This window comes from Mesorhizobium sp. WSM2561, from assembly GCF_000513915.1.
Classification (GTDB): Bacteria; Pseudomonadota; Alphaproteobacteria; order Rhizobiales; family Rhizobiaceae; genus Mesorhizobium; species Mesorhizobium muleiense.
On record NZ_AZUX01000006.1, the window covers coordinates 191,230 to 207,001 of the forward strand.

Here is a 15,772-nt window from a genome sequence, read left to right on the forward strand (position 1 = left end):
CAGAAGCAAGGAATATCCCAAGGAAACATAACACCATCACAAAAAATTTGGCAAGCATGCGATTTTATCTGTTAGAATAGCTTCTATCAGTCGTTTCTGCCACGGCGGACGCGGCGACGCGAATTAAAGGAAACAGGCTGGACGATGAAGAGCGACGGCCGGCGGCAAGGCATCATGGATTTTCTGATGGACACCGGCACGGCCAGTGTCGATGACCTTGCCTCGCGCTTCGGCGTGTCGAAGATGACCGTCCATCGCGACCTCGACGAGCTTGAGGAAAGCGGCTTCCTGCGCAAGATACGCGGCGGCGCCTCGATTCAGCCGAGCGGCCTTTTCGAGAGTGATTTCCGCTACCGTCAGAAGCAGGCCGCCGAGGAGAAGCAGCGCCTGGCGGTTGCCGCCGTGGCTGTCATCGAACCGGGCCAAACGGTGATCATCGACGACGGCTCGACGGCGGGCGGCATTGCGCGCCACCTTGCGGATCTGCGCCCGCTGACCGTGATCTCCAACAATCTGGCCGTGATACAGGATCTGGCCGGCGTTGCCGGTATCACCCTGATCGCGCTCGGCGGCCAGTACAGCAAGAAATTCCACGGTTTCTTCGGCCTGCTTGCCGAGGACACGCTGAGATCGTTGCGCGCCGATGTCGCCTTCCTGTCGTCGTCCGCCATCCACGGCGTTTCCGCCTTCCACCAGGACCAGGAAGTGGTCCATACCAAGCGGTTGATGATGGCCGCGGCCGCCCGCAAATATCTGCTGGTCGATCACGGCAAGTTCGGCCGCACGGCCCTGCATTTCCTGACCGATCTCAAGGCGTTCGACGCCGTCTTCACCGGTCGAGAACTGGGACTCCAGATGCGCGAGGCGCTGGATGGCGCCGGCGTTTCGCTAACACTGGTCGAGAAGGACTAGACCATGATCCCGAAAAGTGGGAACCGGTTTTCGGAAAAGATCATGGTCAAAGACGAAGATAGAACCATGATCCCCAAAAGTGGGAACCGGTTTTCGGAAAAGATCATGGTCAAAGAAGAAGATAGAGCCCCATCCCGCCTCGCGGGATGGAACAGGCTCTAGAAGGAGGACGCGTGGCTTACTGGGTCGGCACAAGCTGGAAAATGAACAAGACGCTTGCAGAAGCGACTGACTTTGCCAGGGCGCTGGCGGGGTTCGTCCCCGGTTTCGACGACCGTATCCAGCCCTTCGTCATCCCGCCCTTCACGGCGGTCCGCGAGGTCAAGAAAGCGCTGGCATCGAGGCGGATCAAGGTCGGTGCCCAGAACATGCACTGGGCCGACGCCGGCGCCTGGACCGGCGAGATCTCGCCGGTGATGCTGACGGACTGCGGGCTCGATCTCGTCGAGCTCGGCCATAGCGAACGGCGCGAGCATTTCGGCGAGACCGACAATACGGTTGGTCTCAAGACCGCAGCGGCGGTGAAGCACGGGTTGGTGCCGCTCATTTGCGTCGGCGAGACATTGGCGCAACGCAACAGCGGCCAGGCCGATGCGGTGCTGGCCTTGCAGGTGCACGGCGCGCTGCAATACCTCGAAGGCCAGGCCAAGGCGGCGACGATCCTGTTTGCTTACGAACCGGTCTGGGCGATTGGCGACAAGGGCATTCCGGCAAGTGCCGACTACGCCGACAGGCAGCAGGCGCTGATCAAGAAGATCGCCGGCGATCTTCTGCCGGCCATGCCGCCGGTGCTTTATGGCGGCAGCGTCAATCCGCAAAATGCCGCCGAGCTGATCGGCCAGCCTCATATCGACGGGCTGTTCATCGGCCGCTCCGCCTGGCAGGCGGAAGGCTATATCGACATCCTCGAACGCGCCTCGGCGGTGATCTAGGGCATGATCTCGAAAAGTGGAATCCGGTTTTCGGAAAGATCATGCCCAACAAAAGTTTAGAGCCCATCCCGATGCCATCGGGATGGAACAGGCTCCAGAGCAATCGAACAGGAAAGGACAGAAAAAATGAAAATAGCCATTGGGGCCGACAGCGCCGGCAAGCCGCTGCTCGACGTCATTGCCGCTCACCTGGCCACCAAGCCCGGCCTCTCCGTCAGCGACGTCAGCCAGGCCGGCTACTATGCCGATCTGTCGCAGAAGCTCGCCCAGACCATCCTCGACGGCGAAAACGATCGCGGCATCTTGTTTTGCGGCACCGGCATCGGCGTTTCCATCTCGGCCAACAAGGTGCCCGGCATTCGCGCCGCACTCACCCATGACACCTATTCGGCGGAGCGCGCGGCGAAATCCAACAATGCCCAGATCATCACCATGGGCGCCCGCGTCATCGGCCCGGAACTGGCCAAGTCGATCGTCGATGCCTGGCTCGCATCGGAGTTCGACGAAAACGGGCCATCGGCCGGCAATGTCCAGGCGATCGACAGGCTCGACGCGGCGAAGCTGGGCTAATGCATGTCGCCCAAAAGCATGCCCTCGGGCGTGAACCGAGGGTGCGCAGCGGTTTTGGGATAACGACATGTATAAAACAGGAGCTTAAGCGCGTCGCATTGATGCGATGCGCTTAAGCCAGGCTTTTTCGCATCGCGCCGATAACGGTGACCGCCGACGCCGCGCCGGGGTCGATGTGTCCGAGCGACCGCTCGCCGAGCCGCGACGAGCGGCCCTTCGCGGCGATCATATCCTTGGTCGCCTCGGCGCCCCGTTCGGCTGCTTCGAGGGCGGCTGCCAGGCTTTCGGACAGGGTCTTGCCGGCGGCATGGGCAGCGGCCGCGGCTTGCGCCGCCGGCAGCCAGGCGTCGACCATCGTCTTCTCGCCGATCTCCGCCTTGCCGCGGTCCTGGATGCCTTGCGCCATCGCCTGGAACAGGGCGACGACATCGGCGCCCGCCAAGGTCGACTTGCCCTTGACGGCAGCCGCACCACGCATGAAGGCCGTCGCGTAGAGCGGGCCCGACGAGGCGCCGACGGCGTTGAGGAACGACTTCGCCGCAGTGTTGAGGAGAACAGTCGGCTCGGTTGCCGTGAGCTCCAGCGGCGCCAGCGCATCGCGCACCGCTCCAAAGCCGAGCGCCATGGCGATGCCATGATCGGCGTCGCCGATGACCCCGTCGAGCTGACAGAGCCTGTCCTTGTCGGCTTCGATCGCCACCGCGATCGCATCGAACATTCTTTTCAGATCGGCTGCATCGATGGATGTCATGGATGCACCCTTTCAGCCGGCGCGGAACATGGCGCAGTCGCAAGGATGGTCGAGCATCGTCTGCAATTCGGCGTCGAGATGCATCAGCGTCACCGAGGCGCCGGCCATTTCGAGCGAGGTGCAATAGTTGCCGACCCAGGTCGCGTGAACTGCCACGCCGATGTCATCGAGCCGCTGCTTGACGCGCCGGTTCACGATGTAGAGCTCCATCAGCGGCGTCGAGCCGAGCGAATTGACGAGCACGGCGACCTTGTCGCCGCGTGCCGGCGCCATCTCGTCGAGGATCTTGTCCAGCATCTCGTCGGTGATCTCGTCGGCGGTTTTCAATTTTCCGCGGGCAATGCCCGGCTCGCCATGGATGCCCATGCCGATCTCCATCTCATCCGGTCCGATCTCGAAATTCGGCCGGCGGGTCTGCGGCAGCGAACAGGGCGAAAGAGCGACCCCCATGGTGAAGGTGTGATCGTTGGCCTTCCTGGCAATGCGCTCGCATTCGTCGAAAGACAGCATCCGGTCGCAGGCGGCACCGGCGGCCTTGAAGATGAAGAAATTGCCGGCGACACCACGGCGCTTTTGCCTCTGGTCTCGCGGCGCCGATGCCACATCATCGGTGGTCAGCACGGTGCGCACTTCGATGTCATCCATCGCCGCCATCTCTGCGGCCATGTCGAAGTTCATCACGTCGCCGGCATAGTTGCCATACATGAACAGCACGCCGGCGCCGCCGCTGGCCGCCTTGGCGCATTCAAGGATCGGGTCCGGAGGCGGCGAGGCAAAGACATTGCCGATCGCCGCCGCGTCGGCCAGCCCCTTGCCTACGAAACCGAGGAAGGTCGGCTCGTGGCCGGAGCCGCCGCCGATGACGAGGCCGACCTTGCCCTGGCGAGGCCCATCGATGGCGATAATCGAGCGTGGGCTGCCCTCCGCGCTTTTGAGATGGCGGGGATGCGCGGCCAGAATGCCCTCCAGCATCTCGTCGACAGTGCGGTTGCCGTCGTTGATGATCTTCTTGGTCTGCACCGGCAGCCTCCCGATTTCGGTAATTTCGCAGATAGTACAGCGTGTTACTGGAATTTCCACCCGGGGAGGGAGATTTCACGCGGCAATATGTTCCGGCGCGGCCAGTACCTGCACGCAGGGATTGGCAGCCGCTTTGTCCGTGAGCTTGAAATGCTCGAACAAGACTTGCCGCGTCAAATGGCGATCACCGGCAAGGCAGGCAGCACCTTGTCCAAGGTGATGGGAAAGTCACGCACCCGCACGCCGGTCGCGTTGTAGATGGCGTTGGCGACAGCTGCCCCCGCACCGCAGACGCCGAGCTCGCCGATCCCCTTCGCGCCGAATGGATTGGCCTTGTCGTCATGTTCCTCGAGGAAGACGACCTCCATCTCGGGGACGTCGCCGTTGATCGGGACGTGATACTCGGCAAGATCGTGATTGACGAAGTGGCCGTAGCGCCGGTCGAGCACCGTCTGCTCCATCAGCGCCGCACCGATCCCCCAGGTCATGCCGCCGATGATTTGCGAGCGCGCGGTCTTGGGGTTGAGGATACGGCCGGCGCCCATCACCGCCAGCATCCGGCGCATGCGGATCTCACCGGTATCGCAATCGACAGCGACCTCGGCGAAATGCGCGCCATAGGAATGCTGCGAGTAAGCCTTGTATGACGGGGTGGCAGCGCCGGCGGCCACGGAACCCTCGGCCTCGAACCCGTCGGGAGCGATCCGTCGGACGAGGTCGGCCAGGCTTGCCGACCGCTGGCCGACGCTGATCTCGCCGTCAGCAAAGCTCGCCTCGGCGGCATTGGCGCCGCGCAACGGTGAGGCTTCGCTCGACTGCGCCGCCTCCAATATCCGTTCCCTAAGGGCGTTGCAGGCGTTGTGCAGCGCCGACCCTGCGCTTGCCGCACCCCAGGACCCGCCGGAGCCGGCGGTACGCGGGAAGCGGCTGTCGCCAAGCTCCACTTTGATGGACGAGATCGGCACGCCGAGGCTGTCCGCGGCGATCTGGGTCAGGATCGTATAAGTGCCGGTCCCGATATCGGTCATGTCGAGCCGCGCCGTCACCCGACCGTCGCCGTCGATCGCAACCCGCGCCGTCGCCGCGCCGATGTAGTTCGGACGGATCGCCGCCGCCATGCCGTAGCCGATGAGCTTGCGGCCCTCTCGGGCGCGGCCCGGTGTCGGGTTTCTCCGTTCCCAACCGAAACGGCGGGCGCCTTCCTCCATGCAGGCGACGAGATTGCGGGTGGAGAACGGCACGCCGCGCTCGGGATCCCGTGCCGGTTCATTGCGGATCCTGAGCTCGATCGGGTCCAGTCCGAGCCGCTCGGCGAGTTCATCCATGGCGCATTCGAAGGCCAGCATGCCGGGCGCTTCGCCGGGCGAGCGCATCCATTCGCCGCGGTTGATATCCAGCGGAACCAGGCGATGCCGAGTGACACGGTTCGGCGCCGCATAGAGCGAGCGGGCAAAAACTGCCGTTTGCTCGCAGTACTCCTCGAAGCTGGACGTTGCCGACCAGACGTCGTGCGCGATCCCGGTGAGCCGCCCGTCAGTGTCCGCGCTGAGACGCACCTGTTGGATCATCTCTGCGCGATGACCGGCATTGGCGAACATCTGTTGTCGCGTCAGCGCGATCTTGACGGGACGCTGCAGGACCTGCGCTGCAAGCGCGGCCAGGATCGTATCGGCATGGGCGATCAGCTTTGAGCCGAAGCCGCCGCCGATGAACGGGCTCACGATGCGCACGCGCTCGGGCGGGATGCGAAGCGTGCTGGCGACCCCCGCCCGGAAATTCGCCAGGGTCTGCGCCGATGTATGGATCGTCAGCTCGTTGCCTGACCAGGCGGCGAGCGTCGCATGGGGCTCCATCGGATTGTGATGTTCGAAGGGCGTCCGGTAAGTGGCATCGAGCTTGACCGGAGCCGCGGCAAAGGCGCTCTCGAAGTCGCCGATGACGCTGTCGGTCTCGAAGCCGGCATTGGTCCGCTTTGGTGCGTAGGCGTCGGCCACATGTCCCGACAGATCGTAGAGGCCCGGCTCCTCGTCGTAGCGCACTTTGATGAGGCCGGCGGCAGCACGTGCCGCCTCGAACGTCTCCGCAACGACCAGCGCGACGGGCTCGTCGTAATAGCGCACCCGCTCGCTGTTGAGCGCGGGCCGGGCGCGCGTGAAGACCTCCGGCACCGTCGGCGTGACCGCCGGGCCGAAATCCGGCTGGGCCGGCGCATTCCGGTGCGTCATGATGAGCAGCACTGCCGGCGCCCGTTCGGCTTCGGCCGTGTCGATCTCGGCAATGCGCCCCTTGGCGACGGCAGCGCCGAGAATATAGCCAAAGGCTGTACCCTCCAGCGTATTCTCGTAGGCGTAGGTGGCATCGCCTCTCACTTTGAGCGGACCATCGATGCGATCGAATGGACGCCCGATGATGCCGCTGCGTGTTTCGCGAGGACGGTTTGAGGTCTTCGTCTCTGTCATCATGTCACCTCATGCACTCTCGGCGGCAGCAGCGAGCGTGTGCCGCATCGTCCGTTTCGCCAGCGGGATCTTGAAATCATTGCCGCCATATCCGACGGCTCCGGCGAGCGCGGCTTCGGCCGCGTCGGTAAAGGCGCCGTCGGACGCCGCCGCTCCAGCGAGGGTGCGCTCTGCCTCCGTCGCGCGCCAGGGCTTGGCGGCCACGCCGCCCATGGCGATCCGAGCGCTTTGGATACGATCGCCGCTTTTCTCGACGACTGCCGCCACCGATACCAGCGCGAAGGCGTAGGAGGCACGGTCGCGCACCTTGCGGTAAACCTGCCGGCCGGGCGGTGGCGGCGGCAGGGTGACGGCGGCGATCATCTCGCCGTGGTCGAGCACGGTTTCCACATGTGGCGTCGCCTCGGGCAATCGATGGAGATCGCCGATCGGGATCGTGCGGGTCCCGCCGCCGGGCGATATGGTCTCGATCGTGGCGTCGAGCCCGGCCATGGCGACCGCCATGTCGGAGGGATGGACCGCGATGCAGGCTTGGCTGGCGCCGAGCACGGCGTGCATGCGATTGAAACCCTGCAGCGCCGCGCAGCCCGAACCCGGCTCGCGCTTGTTGCAAGGCATGCTGCGGTCGTAGAAATAGGGGCAGCGCGTGCGCTGCAGGAGATTGCCGCTGGTCGAGGCCTTGTTGCGTATCTGGCCGGAAGCTCCCGCCAGCAGCGCTTGCGTGAGCATCGGATAGCGCGATCTCACCCGCGGATCGGCGGCAAGATCGCTGTTGCGGACCTGGGCGCCGACCCGAAGCCCGCCTGCCGCCGTCTCCTCGATCCGATCGAGCGGCAGCCGGCTGATGTCGACGAGATGCGCAGGGCGCTCGATCTCGAGCTTCATCAGGTCGAGCAGGTTGGTGCCGCCGCTGATGAACTTGGCGTCCGGCCGGGCCGCGACCGCGGCGGCTGCCTGCTCGGCACTTGCCGCACGTTCATAAGTGAAGGACTGCATTGCTCACGCCCCCTCTGCCGCGTCGCGGATTGCAGCGACAATGTTCGGATAAGCGGCACAACGGCAGATGTTGCCGCTCATCCGCTCGCGGATCTCGGCATCGGTGAGGGCGACGGAAACCGCTGCCACGTCGGCGCTCGCATGGCTCGGCCAGCCGGCCCTGGCCTCGCCTAGCATCGCGACCGCCGAGCAGATCTGGCCCGGCGTGCAGTAGCCGCACTGGAAGCCGTCGCGGGCAACGAAGGCGGCCTGCACCGGATGCAGCCGGTCGCCCTCGGCCAGGCCCTCGACCGTGGTGATCTCGTCGCCTTCATGCATTGCGGCAAGCGTCAGGCAGGAATTGATCCGGCGCCCATCAACCAGCACCGTGCATGCGCCGCACTGGCCGTGGTCGCAGCCCTTCTTCGAGCCGGTGAGGCCGAGATGGTTGCGCAGCGCGTCGAGCAGCGTCGTCCGCGGGTCGAGCTCGACGGCAAAATCCTTCGCGTTGATCCGCAGCGATATCGGCATCGTCGGCGCCGGCGTCGGCGATGCGGCCGCCGCAACGGCGCCGGCCGGCTCCGCGTATACCGGTATACCGGTAGCCAGGAGCACGCCGGTCGCCACCCCGCCCTCCAGAACCGTTCGACGAGTCGGCCCGCTCCTTGTGTCTGTTTTGGCCATACATGATCTCCCAGTCGCAGTTCTGTCACTCATCGACCTTGGAGGTGGGGAGGCGCGCGGCGGTTTTCTTTCAGGAAACCGGCGGCAATATCAGGATTCCGGAGAAGAATTCACCCGATAGGCCCGAGGCGTCACGCCCCTGAGACGCCGGAATGTCGTGGTGAAGTGGCTCTGGCTTGAAAAGCCGAGCCGAAAGGCAATGCTGCCGATCGACAAACCCGTTTCGCGCAGCAGTATCTCGGCTCGCCGGACGCGTTCCTCGATCACATAGGCATAGGGTGCAAGCCCGGTCGTCGCCTTGAATCGGCGCGCAAAACTGTCGACGGCCATGCCCGCGACGGCTGCCAACTCGCTTAGCGAAACGTCGGCATTCATATGCGCATCGATATAAGCCCGAACTCGACCAAGCGCGCGACGGCTGAGACAGCCGTGACGTACAGGCGGGTGTTGCTCCCGGTTCAGGCTGGCCACGCGGAGGCTGACCAGGGCGACCAGATGCTCGATATAGGCGGTGTCCGGCTTGTGGCCGAGTGCCATCTCGTCGCGAAGCGAACTCAGCAGCGTGGCGATCACCACGTCTTTCCTGTTCACCAGGATCGGCAGGTCTCTCAGGCGTTCGCAGCCGGGAAGGCTGATATCGGGATCGATCCACAGGGCTGAGTAGGAGAGGTCTACATCGCGATAGAAGCCGTGCCGCTCGGCGCCTGCGGGGACGAAGGTGAGGGCTCCGGGACGGTCCATTCCGTCGTACAGCGATCTTGCCTCGTGCCGGATAGATGTATGCGAGGTTCCGCCTTCTTCAGTCAGCACGATCAGATGATGAGGGGCTGTCCAGCGCAGCTCCGCCTCGCGGCACGCCCACCGCCGGTTGTCGAAAACAATCGAGGAGCTGGCCCATGACGCGGTTTGCAGGGGCTCCGACTTCTCCTCCTGGCTCCGAACCCGTCCGTCACCAAGCAATGGTCTGAATGACATCGCGGCATCCCGCTGGTTCATTCGCGGAGCCGTGATCCAGCCCCGCTTGAGCGTTTACGCCGCCCCGCCGCTGCGCGTACGGCGCCTTATGTGGGGCAGGTATCGTGTGTTGGTAACCGCGCCGTGTTCAAGAAGTCGTGAGATCAGGCAAATCCAGCGCGCCTTCAGCCGCCGAGCCCATCGCGGATGGCGCAGAAATAGCGATCGGTTCCGACTTGCCCGCCCTTGAGGGCAATCTCCAGTCCGTCGATTGCCTTGACGCGCGAGTGGGCGACGCAAAGCGGAGAGCCCGGCGACGCGGGCAGCGGCAACCTGACCGTCAGCGCATCGACGCCCATCTGGCCGAGCGCATGGCTCGACGTATCGCCGCCGGCAATGACCACGCGCTGCAATTTCTGCTCGATCGTAAGCTCGCGAAGAAGTTCGCCGAGGCCGCGGCCAAGCTTGTGGCGGGCGCCTTCCTGCCGGTCGATTTCGGCGCCCCGGTCGGCTGTGGGGCCGAGGGCGGTGTAGAGGACGACGCTGCGACCGGCTTCCAGGCTGCCACGCCCGCTTGCTGCCGCGCGCGCAATCGCATCCCTGGAGGCTTCGGAAACCAGTTCGACAGGGTCGACCTCGACCCCGTCGAAACCGTCCGTCAAAGAATGCCGGATCTGTCGTTCCGTCGTCGGCGAGCAGCTGCCCGAGACCACTGCGATCCGGTCGGCCGCACCCGGCGGCGAAAAGCTGGGCTCAGCACGGACGGTCCGGTTGGCGGCCCATTCGGCCAGCAGCGCATATTCGATGCCCGAAGAGCCGACGACGAAAGTGCCGCCCGGCCGGCGAACGCGCCATATCTCCTTGCCGGCAAGCGCCTGAGTTTCCAGGCTGTCGACATCCAAAAGCACGATGTCGCTGCCATCTTCGGTCAGGCGATCGAACGCTTCCGATCGGGACGCTGACTGCAGCGTCGCCAGATCGACCAGTCCCGGGGTGAGATCCGTCTGTCGCGACAGATGAATCAGCAGGTCGGATTCATCCATCGGTGTGGTCGGATGTCGGCTCATCACCGGGTGGCGATCGATACGGAAATATTTTTCGCGGTAGGCCGCAAACAGATGGCCGAAGGCGGTATAGCGCTTGAGCTGCGGCGCGCCGACCACCAGCGGCACGCTGTCCTGGCTAAAAACCGAGCGGCCGATCTCGATAGCCCGGCCGATGCTGCCGATCGCCGGGCTGGAATCGAAGGTCGAGCAGACCTTGTAGTGGCAGATCTCGGCGTTCAGGGTCTTCAGCCAGGCGAAGGCGCGCTTGAGGTGCGTGTCCATCCACTGCGGCGTCTCGCTTCGGCTGGTGCCGGCCAGGCCGATGGCACGGCAATGCCTGAACTGCGAAAGCATGGCCTCGTCCGGCTGGCGCATGAACAGCACGGTCGGCACGCCGCCGAGCTCGAGCGCTTCCATGACGTCGGTCGAGCCGGTGAGGTCGTCGCCATAATAGCTCAGAAGCAGGTTCTGCATGGCGTCAGGCCGCTTTGCCGTCGCCGAATTTCTCGATCGACCGCGCCAGTTCCGGGTGGCTCAGGGCGAAGTCCGCCAACGGTATGCCATCGACCGCCGCCTGCCAGGCTTGCTGCACGGCGCGTACGCCGGCGCCCGGTCCGTCAGGATGGCTGACGATGCCGCCGCCGCAGAGATAGAGAAGATCGACCGTTCGGCCGGTTCGCCGGTAGGTTTCGGGGGCTTGTCCACCCCATTGGCCGGAGCCGGCGACCGGCAGCGCGCAATCCTCCGGCGAAAAGATCGGCGTGGTCACCGCCTCGAAGGAACTGATGAAGGACCAGTCCGGCTCCCAGTATTTCGAGGCGATGCCGTTGATCTGGAACTGGTCGACGCCGAGAAGCCGCCAGAACTGCTGCCAGACCTTGAAATCCATGCCGAGGCCGGGGTGGCGGGTCAGGATGTCCCAGCCGTTGCGGTGCGCATGGAGCACCAGGCTGGAGCGCTTTCTCAGGTAAGCCATGCCGCCGAAGCCGACGGAATTGATGTTGACCACGGCGCAATTGCCGCCGGCCTTCGCCACCAGATCATGGTTGCGCATCATCTCGTCCGGGTCGGCATGCGAGATGCCAAAGGCATACATCACCTTTTTGCCGGTCTTCTGCTCATGGTCGAGGACGAGCGGCATGATCGCTTTCACCCGTTCCGATAGCGGCGAATAGGCCGGGCTCATCAGCTTCTCGTCGTCCTTGATGAAATCGACGCCGGCGTCGATCAGCTCACCGACCATTTCGGCCGTCTCGTGCGGGCGCAGCCCAAGCGCCGGCTTGACGATCGTTCCGATGATCGGGCGATCCCTGACGCCGGTCAGCCGGCGGCTGCCGGCGACACCGAATTGCGGACCCGGGTGCGCGCCCCGGTATTCCACAGGCAGCTTCATGTCGACGATGCGGATGCCGGACAGGCCCTTGATCGAGAAGGCGCCGCCAATGGCGATGGTCATCAATGCCGAAAGATCGGTGCCGATGGCATCAAACGGAAATGCGATGTCGACATCCGCGCGCTTGAAGGGCCCGACGCCGGCTTCCGGAAGGGACGGGCGTTCGGCGTCCGGAAGAGGCCGTATCGCCAGTACGCGCGCCGCCACCCGGGCCTTGAGCTCCTCGGTCTCGCCGGCCAGCGCGACGAAGGTTCCGGTCGACTGGTCGCTGGCGATCTTGGCCGCCAGCGCGTCGATGCTGCCTGGGGTTTCGATGCGATAGGTGAGGGTGATCATAGTCCGAAAAAAGTTCCCTGATCCTCGAAATCTGGTATAATGAGTACATAAGTATTGCAAGCGATATCCTGCTCGGCCGAGCATTCCGAGATTCGTGATGACGATGCTAAACAGAACCGGTCAAGGGAGTGATTCGCGACGATGAACCGTTCGGAGCCGATCGTCCGGCGCAAACTTTCCGACGAAGTGTTTTTGCGACTGAAGCGCTTGATCACCAGCGGCGAATTGCAGCCGGGCGACGACATGCCGTCGGAGCGCGAGCTGATGGAGCGCTTCGCGGTCGGCAGGCCGGCGATCCGCGAGGCGATGCAGGCGTTGAGCAATATGGGCCTTGTCGCGATCTCGCATGGCGAGCGGGCGAAGGTGCTTCAGCTGACCGCCAAGTCGATCTTCAAGCAGGTCGACGGCGCCGCCAAGATCATCCTGTCGTCGTCGAAGGACACGCTGGAGCACCTCAAGAATGCGCGCATCTTCTTCGAACGCGGCATGGTCAGGGAAGCCGCCGAAAAGGCCACCGCCGAGGACGTGCAGCGGTTGCGGGCAACCGTTGCCGAACAGCGGAGCTTTCGCGGCGATTCCGAAGCCTTCATATCCGCCGATATGAAGTTTCATACCCAGATCGCGGCGATATCCGGCAACCCGATCTATGTCGCGGTCAGCGAAGCGATGCTTGGCTGGCTGAAGGAGTATCACACCGAGATGCTGATCTGGACCGGCAAGGAAAATTTTACGCTGACCGAGCACGAAGAGATTATCGGCCGCATCGAGCAGAAGGATGCGGACGGCGCCGAGAAGGCGATGATCAAGCACCTCGAGCGCTCGCGCGCGCTCTATGTGATGAATTCCGGATGATGAATTCCGGCAGCTGATTCACCCGATCCGGGTGATCGCGTAAGGCGTCATCACAAGGTGGCGTCGCTCGAACCCGGAAATATCAACCGTCACTTCGCTCGCCGTCAGGTTCGCCAGCCACATGACGGTCTGGCCCGCGGCAGAACGGCCGGCCAGCGTGAGCAGCCGCGTCTCATCGCTCGTCCTCGCCGCTACCTGCCTGAAGCCGGCCAGTTCGCAAAGCCCCTGCACGGCCTGGAAGATCGGCCGGGGTTCACCTTCGCCGACGGGTTCCCCGGATGCCGCCAGCACGCCGAACGGTCCAGTGAAGCTGGACAGCGTGAGCATCTCCAGCCCGGCCGGCGCGACCCGCGCGGCATAGCCGATCGTCCATGCTGCCGCGAACAGCCCGGCATGGCGAGGATCCCGGTCGGCCATGGCGATGCGCTGACGGTGCGGGTTGGCCTTGGTCGCGCCGCCATAGGGGTTCTGCCGCATGGCGATGGTCGACGGGCCGATCCGGTAGGGTTTTGCTCCGAAGATCGCCCGCGCCGATTGGGTGATGAAAGGCAGTGCCTCCAGCGATTGCATGACGCTGAGATCGTCGGCGGCGTGCACGATCGGGCAGGTGCAGTGGCTGACGAAATCGAGCAGATCGGCGGGAACGCGCTTGCGGTTGAGTTCGGTGAAATAGCTGAACATGCCGCCGCCGAGGCGGATGTCGGGAAAGGCGCGGCGTGCCGCGGCATAGACATCTTCAAGCGGCGGACATTGAGGCCATGCGCTGCCCGGCGGCGTCGACTGCCGGTCGACCGAAGGCGAGACGGCGATGGCCGAGAGCTCTAGTCCGGCCTGACGCACCGTGCTGGCGACGCCTGAGAGCTCGGCATCGAGATCGCCAACGCAGGAAACGACGCATTCGAGCGTCGTCTCGACCGGGTAGGCTGCGGCGAGCCGGGCAAAGGACTGCAAGGCGTCGAGGCCATGGCCCCGCGTTGGATCGTAATGGAACATCAGCTGCTGCGGGCCGAGCGCGGACAGTGTCGGCAGGTTTGCCAGCGCCGTCTCGACCTCGTCCGGGTAGATGATCACGCCGATATCCGGCAACAGCGGTCCGGTTTCGCCGAGTTCGACTCGGACCGGCTCGGCTGTTGCTGCGGCAGCCGGCACCCTGCCTTCGCCGGTCACACGCAGCCTGATCGTCTGGCGCACAGTCTGGCCGGCGGGCAGCATATAGGGCCAAGGCAGCGCCAGCGGCCGGACATAGGTCTTGTAGGACGCGTCCGACCAATTGCGCTGGTCCTCCATCTCGAACGCATCGCCTTCCATCCGGCATTCCGCGGTGACGCCGGGCCGGACCTCATGGGTGATCGCCCGCAGATCCTTGAGAGGCTGCCAGGGGTCGATCAGCTCAGGAAGTTTCGTTGCGACGCTGCCGTCGGTGTGCTCGACCGTGACCGGGCTGCCGGCCAGGCCGGCGATCGGATGCAGGATGCAGAAGCCGCAGCGATTGGTCTCGAAAGCGTTTTCGGGAAGCGCGCTCACGTCGAAAACCAGCTGGCCGTCGGCGGAACCTTTGATCGTCGCGCGAAAGTCGAGCCGGCTTCGCTCCGGTCCGACACAGCTTGCCGAATAGCTGACAATGAAAGTGTCGGCGCCCTGGTCGATCACCAAATCCGTCAGCGCCGGCTCGTAGGTGCCCCAGTCGCGATCCCTGACGATGTAGGCGATGGCGCGCAGCACCTCGATACCGCAATGGCGGATGGTGCGCAGATTACCGTTGACGAAGTCGGCGCTGAGCGCGCCGGCGCGCAAGCTGACCGGCTCGGACTCGACCGCGTGTGTGCCATGGAGGAGGAAGGCATCCGCGGTCATCTCAGCAAAGCGTCGAGCTGCACCGGTTCACCGCTTGCAGCACCGGCATAGGCGGCCTCGACCAGCGCCAAGGTCCTGAGATTGTCGGTGCCCGAGGTTGCCGGCTCGGTCCCGTTCGCCAGGCAGTCGACCCAGTGCTTTTGAATGGCGACGACACTTTCCTGGATGTTGTGCCATGGCCGCGATGCCCAGGGCAGCAGCGGCGGCGAGACGTCGCTGACCGCCGTTCCGTTCCTGCCGGTGACGGTGAGCCGGTAATTCTGCTCGAGCCGGATCGTGCCGTCGCTGCCGTCGATCTCGACCAGCGTCTGCGGAAACGGCTCGATGGCGAGCTTGGTCGCATAGCTGCAGTCGACCACGGACGTTGCGCCGCTCTTGTGGTCCATCAGCATGGTTGCGACGTCCTCGCCGGCAATGTTGGGGTTGATGCGAGCGGTTCGGGTCGTGATCGTCGAAACGTCGCCCAGCAGGAAGCGGGCTATGTCGAGACTGTGGATGCCGAGGTCTTCGATGATGAAGCGCTTTCCCGTCGCCAGATAGGGCTGCCCGGAAAACACGTCATAGGCCGAGCGGAACGAGATCCGGCCGAAGAAGGGCGTGCCGATGTCGCCGCTGTCGAGAACGGCGCGCACCGCCTGGATCGGCGACTGCCAACGAAAATTTTCATGCACCATCAACGCCACGCCGGCATCGCTGCATGCCTTCACCATAGCCTTGGCATCGGCAAGCGACGGCGCGAACGGTTTTTGGCAGATCGCCGGAACGCGGTTTTGTGCCGCCATCACGACGAGCGGACGATGGCTCGGCGCGGTGGTGGCGATATCGACGAAATCCAGGCTTTCGCCGGCAAAAAGTGCCGCTGCGTCGACGTAGCGCCGCACGATGCCGAACTGATCGCCAACCACCTTGAGCCGTTCCGGGTCGCGGTCGCAGATGGCGACGATCGAGGCGCCTTCGATGTCGCGCCAGGCATGCATCTGGTTGACGGCGAAGAAGCCGCAGCCGATCAGCGCTCCTCGCAGTTCCGCCACGGG

General features: G+C 64.4%; 14 protein-coding genes. 4 read left to right on the forward strand and 10 right to left on the reverse strand.

Annotated features, from left to right (window positions below):
* The first annotated feature begins 144 nt into the window (after positions 1-144).
* The 3 genes from M727_RS0110010 to M727_RS0110025 all read left to right on the forward strand — a co-directional run bounded on the left by M727_RS0110010 (position 145) and on the right by M727_RS0110025 (position 2,414).
* Positions 145-912 (forward strand): DeoR/GlpR family DNA-binding transcription regulator, encoded by a 768-nt coding sequence (locus tag M727_RS0110010; protein ID WP_027152575.1) that lies wholly within the window; start codon positions 145-147, stop codon positions 910-912.
* Between the two features lie 146 nt (positions 913-1,058).
* Positions 1,059-1,844, forward strand: coding sequence for a triose-phosphate isomerase (locus tag M727_RS0110020; protein ID WP_084646688.1), 786 nt, complete (start codon positions 1,059-1,061; stop codon positions 1,842-1,844).
* A 126-nt stretch (positions 1,845-1,970) separates the two neighbouring features.
* Positions 1,971-2,414 carry an RpiB/LacA/LacB family sugar-phosphate isomerase gene (locus tag M727_RS0110025; protein ID WP_027152577.1) on the forward strand — a complete coding sequence of 148 codons (444 nt, stop codon included), beginning with the start codon at positions 1,971-1,973 and terminating at the stop codon, positions 2,412-2,414.
* 112 nt (positions 2,415-2,526) lie between these two features.
* Here M727_RS0110025 and dhaL read toward each other — a convergent pair whose 3' ends face one another.
* The 8 genes from dhaL to oiaX form a co-directional block, all read right to left on the reverse strand.
* Positions 2,527-3,165 carry a dihydroxyacetone kinase subunit DhaL gene (gene dhaL, locus M727_RS0110030; protein WP_027152578.1) on the reverse strand — a complete coding sequence of 213 codons (639 nt, stop codon included), beginning with the start codon at positions 3,163-3,165 and terminating at the stop codon, positions 2,527-2,529.
* Between the two features lie 12 nt (positions 3,166-3,177).
* Positions 3,178-4,185, reverse strand: a complete 1,008-nt coding sequence (locus M727_RS0110035; RefSeq protein WP_027152579.1) for a dihydroxyacetone kinase subunit DhaK — start codon at positions 4,183-4,185, stop codon at positions 3,178-3,180.
* A gap of 173 nt (positions 4,186-4,358) precedes the next feature.
* Entirely contained in the window at positions 4,359-6,644 is a 2,286-nt protein-coding gene (locus tag M727_RS0110045) for a xanthine dehydrogenase family protein molybdopterin-binding subunit (RefSeq protein WP_027152580.1), read from the reverse strand.
* Between the two features lie 9 nt (positions 6,645-6,653).
* On the reverse strand, positions 6,654-7,640 hold the full coding sequence (locus M727_RS0110050; RefSeq protein ID WP_027152581.1) for a xanthine dehydrogenase family protein subunit M: 987 nt from the start codon (positions 7,638-7,640) through the stop codon (positions 6,654-6,656).
* A gap of 3 nt (positions 7,641-7,643) precedes the next feature.
* Complete coding sequence (locus M727_RS0110055) at positions 7,644-8,303, reverse strand: 2Fe-2S iron-sulfur cluster-binding protein (protein ID WP_027152582.1); 660 nt, start codon at positions 8,301-8,303, stop codon at positions 7,644-7,646.
* Between the two features lie 90 nt (positions 8,304-8,393).
* Positions 8,394-9,278 carry an AraC family transcriptional regulator gene (locus tag M727_RS0110060; protein ID WP_027152583.1) on the reverse strand — a complete coding sequence of 295 codons (885 nt, stop codon included), beginning with the start codon at positions 9,276-9,278 and terminating at the stop codon, positions 8,394-8,396.
* A gap of 164 nt (positions 9,279-9,442) precedes the next feature.
* On the reverse strand, positions 9,443-10,777 hold the full coding sequence (locus M727_RS0110065) for a four-carbon acid sugar kinase family protein (RefSeq protein WP_027152584.1): 1,335 nt from the start codon (positions 10,775-10,777) through the stop codon (positions 9,443-9,445).
* A 4-nt stretch (positions 10,778-10,781) separates the two neighbouring features.
* The gene (gene oiaX, locus M727_RS0110070; RefSeq protein WP_027152585.1) at positions 10,782-12,032 is read right to left on the reverse strand and encodes a 3-oxo-isoapionate-4-phosphate decarboxylase OiaX; all 1,251 of its coding nucleotides are present in this window, start codon (positions 12,030-12,032) and stop codon (positions 10,782-10,784) included.
* 141 nt (positions 12,033-12,173) lie between these two features.
* Here oiaX and M727_RS0110075 point away from each other — a divergent pair, with 141 nt between their 5' ends.
* Positions 12,174-12,884 (forward strand): transcriptional regulator NanR, encoded by a 711-nt coding sequence (locus M727_RS0110075; protein ID WP_027152586.1) that lies wholly within the window; start codon positions 12,174-12,176, stop codon positions 12,882-12,884.
* A gap of 18 nt (positions 12,885-12,902) precedes the next feature.
* Here the strand turns inward: M727_RS0110075 and M727_RS0110080 are convergent, their stop codons facing one another.
* Both M727_RS0110080 and M727_RS0110085 read right to left on the reverse strand, forming a co-directional pair.
* On the reverse strand, positions 12,903-14,738 hold the full coding sequence (locus M727_RS0110080) for a hypothetical protein (protein ID WP_027152587.1): 1,836 nt from the start codon (positions 14,736-14,738) through the stop codon (positions 12,903-12,905).
* Positions 14,735-15,769, reverse strand: a complete 1,035-nt coding sequence (locus M727_RS0110085; protein WP_027152588.1) for a Gfo/Idh/MocA family oxidoreductase — start codon at positions 15,767-15,769, stop codon at positions 14,735-14,737. The genes M727_RS0110080 and M727_RS0110085 overlap by 4 nt, the downstream gene beginning before the upstream one ends.
* Positions 15,770-15,772: the final 3 nt, after the last annotated feature.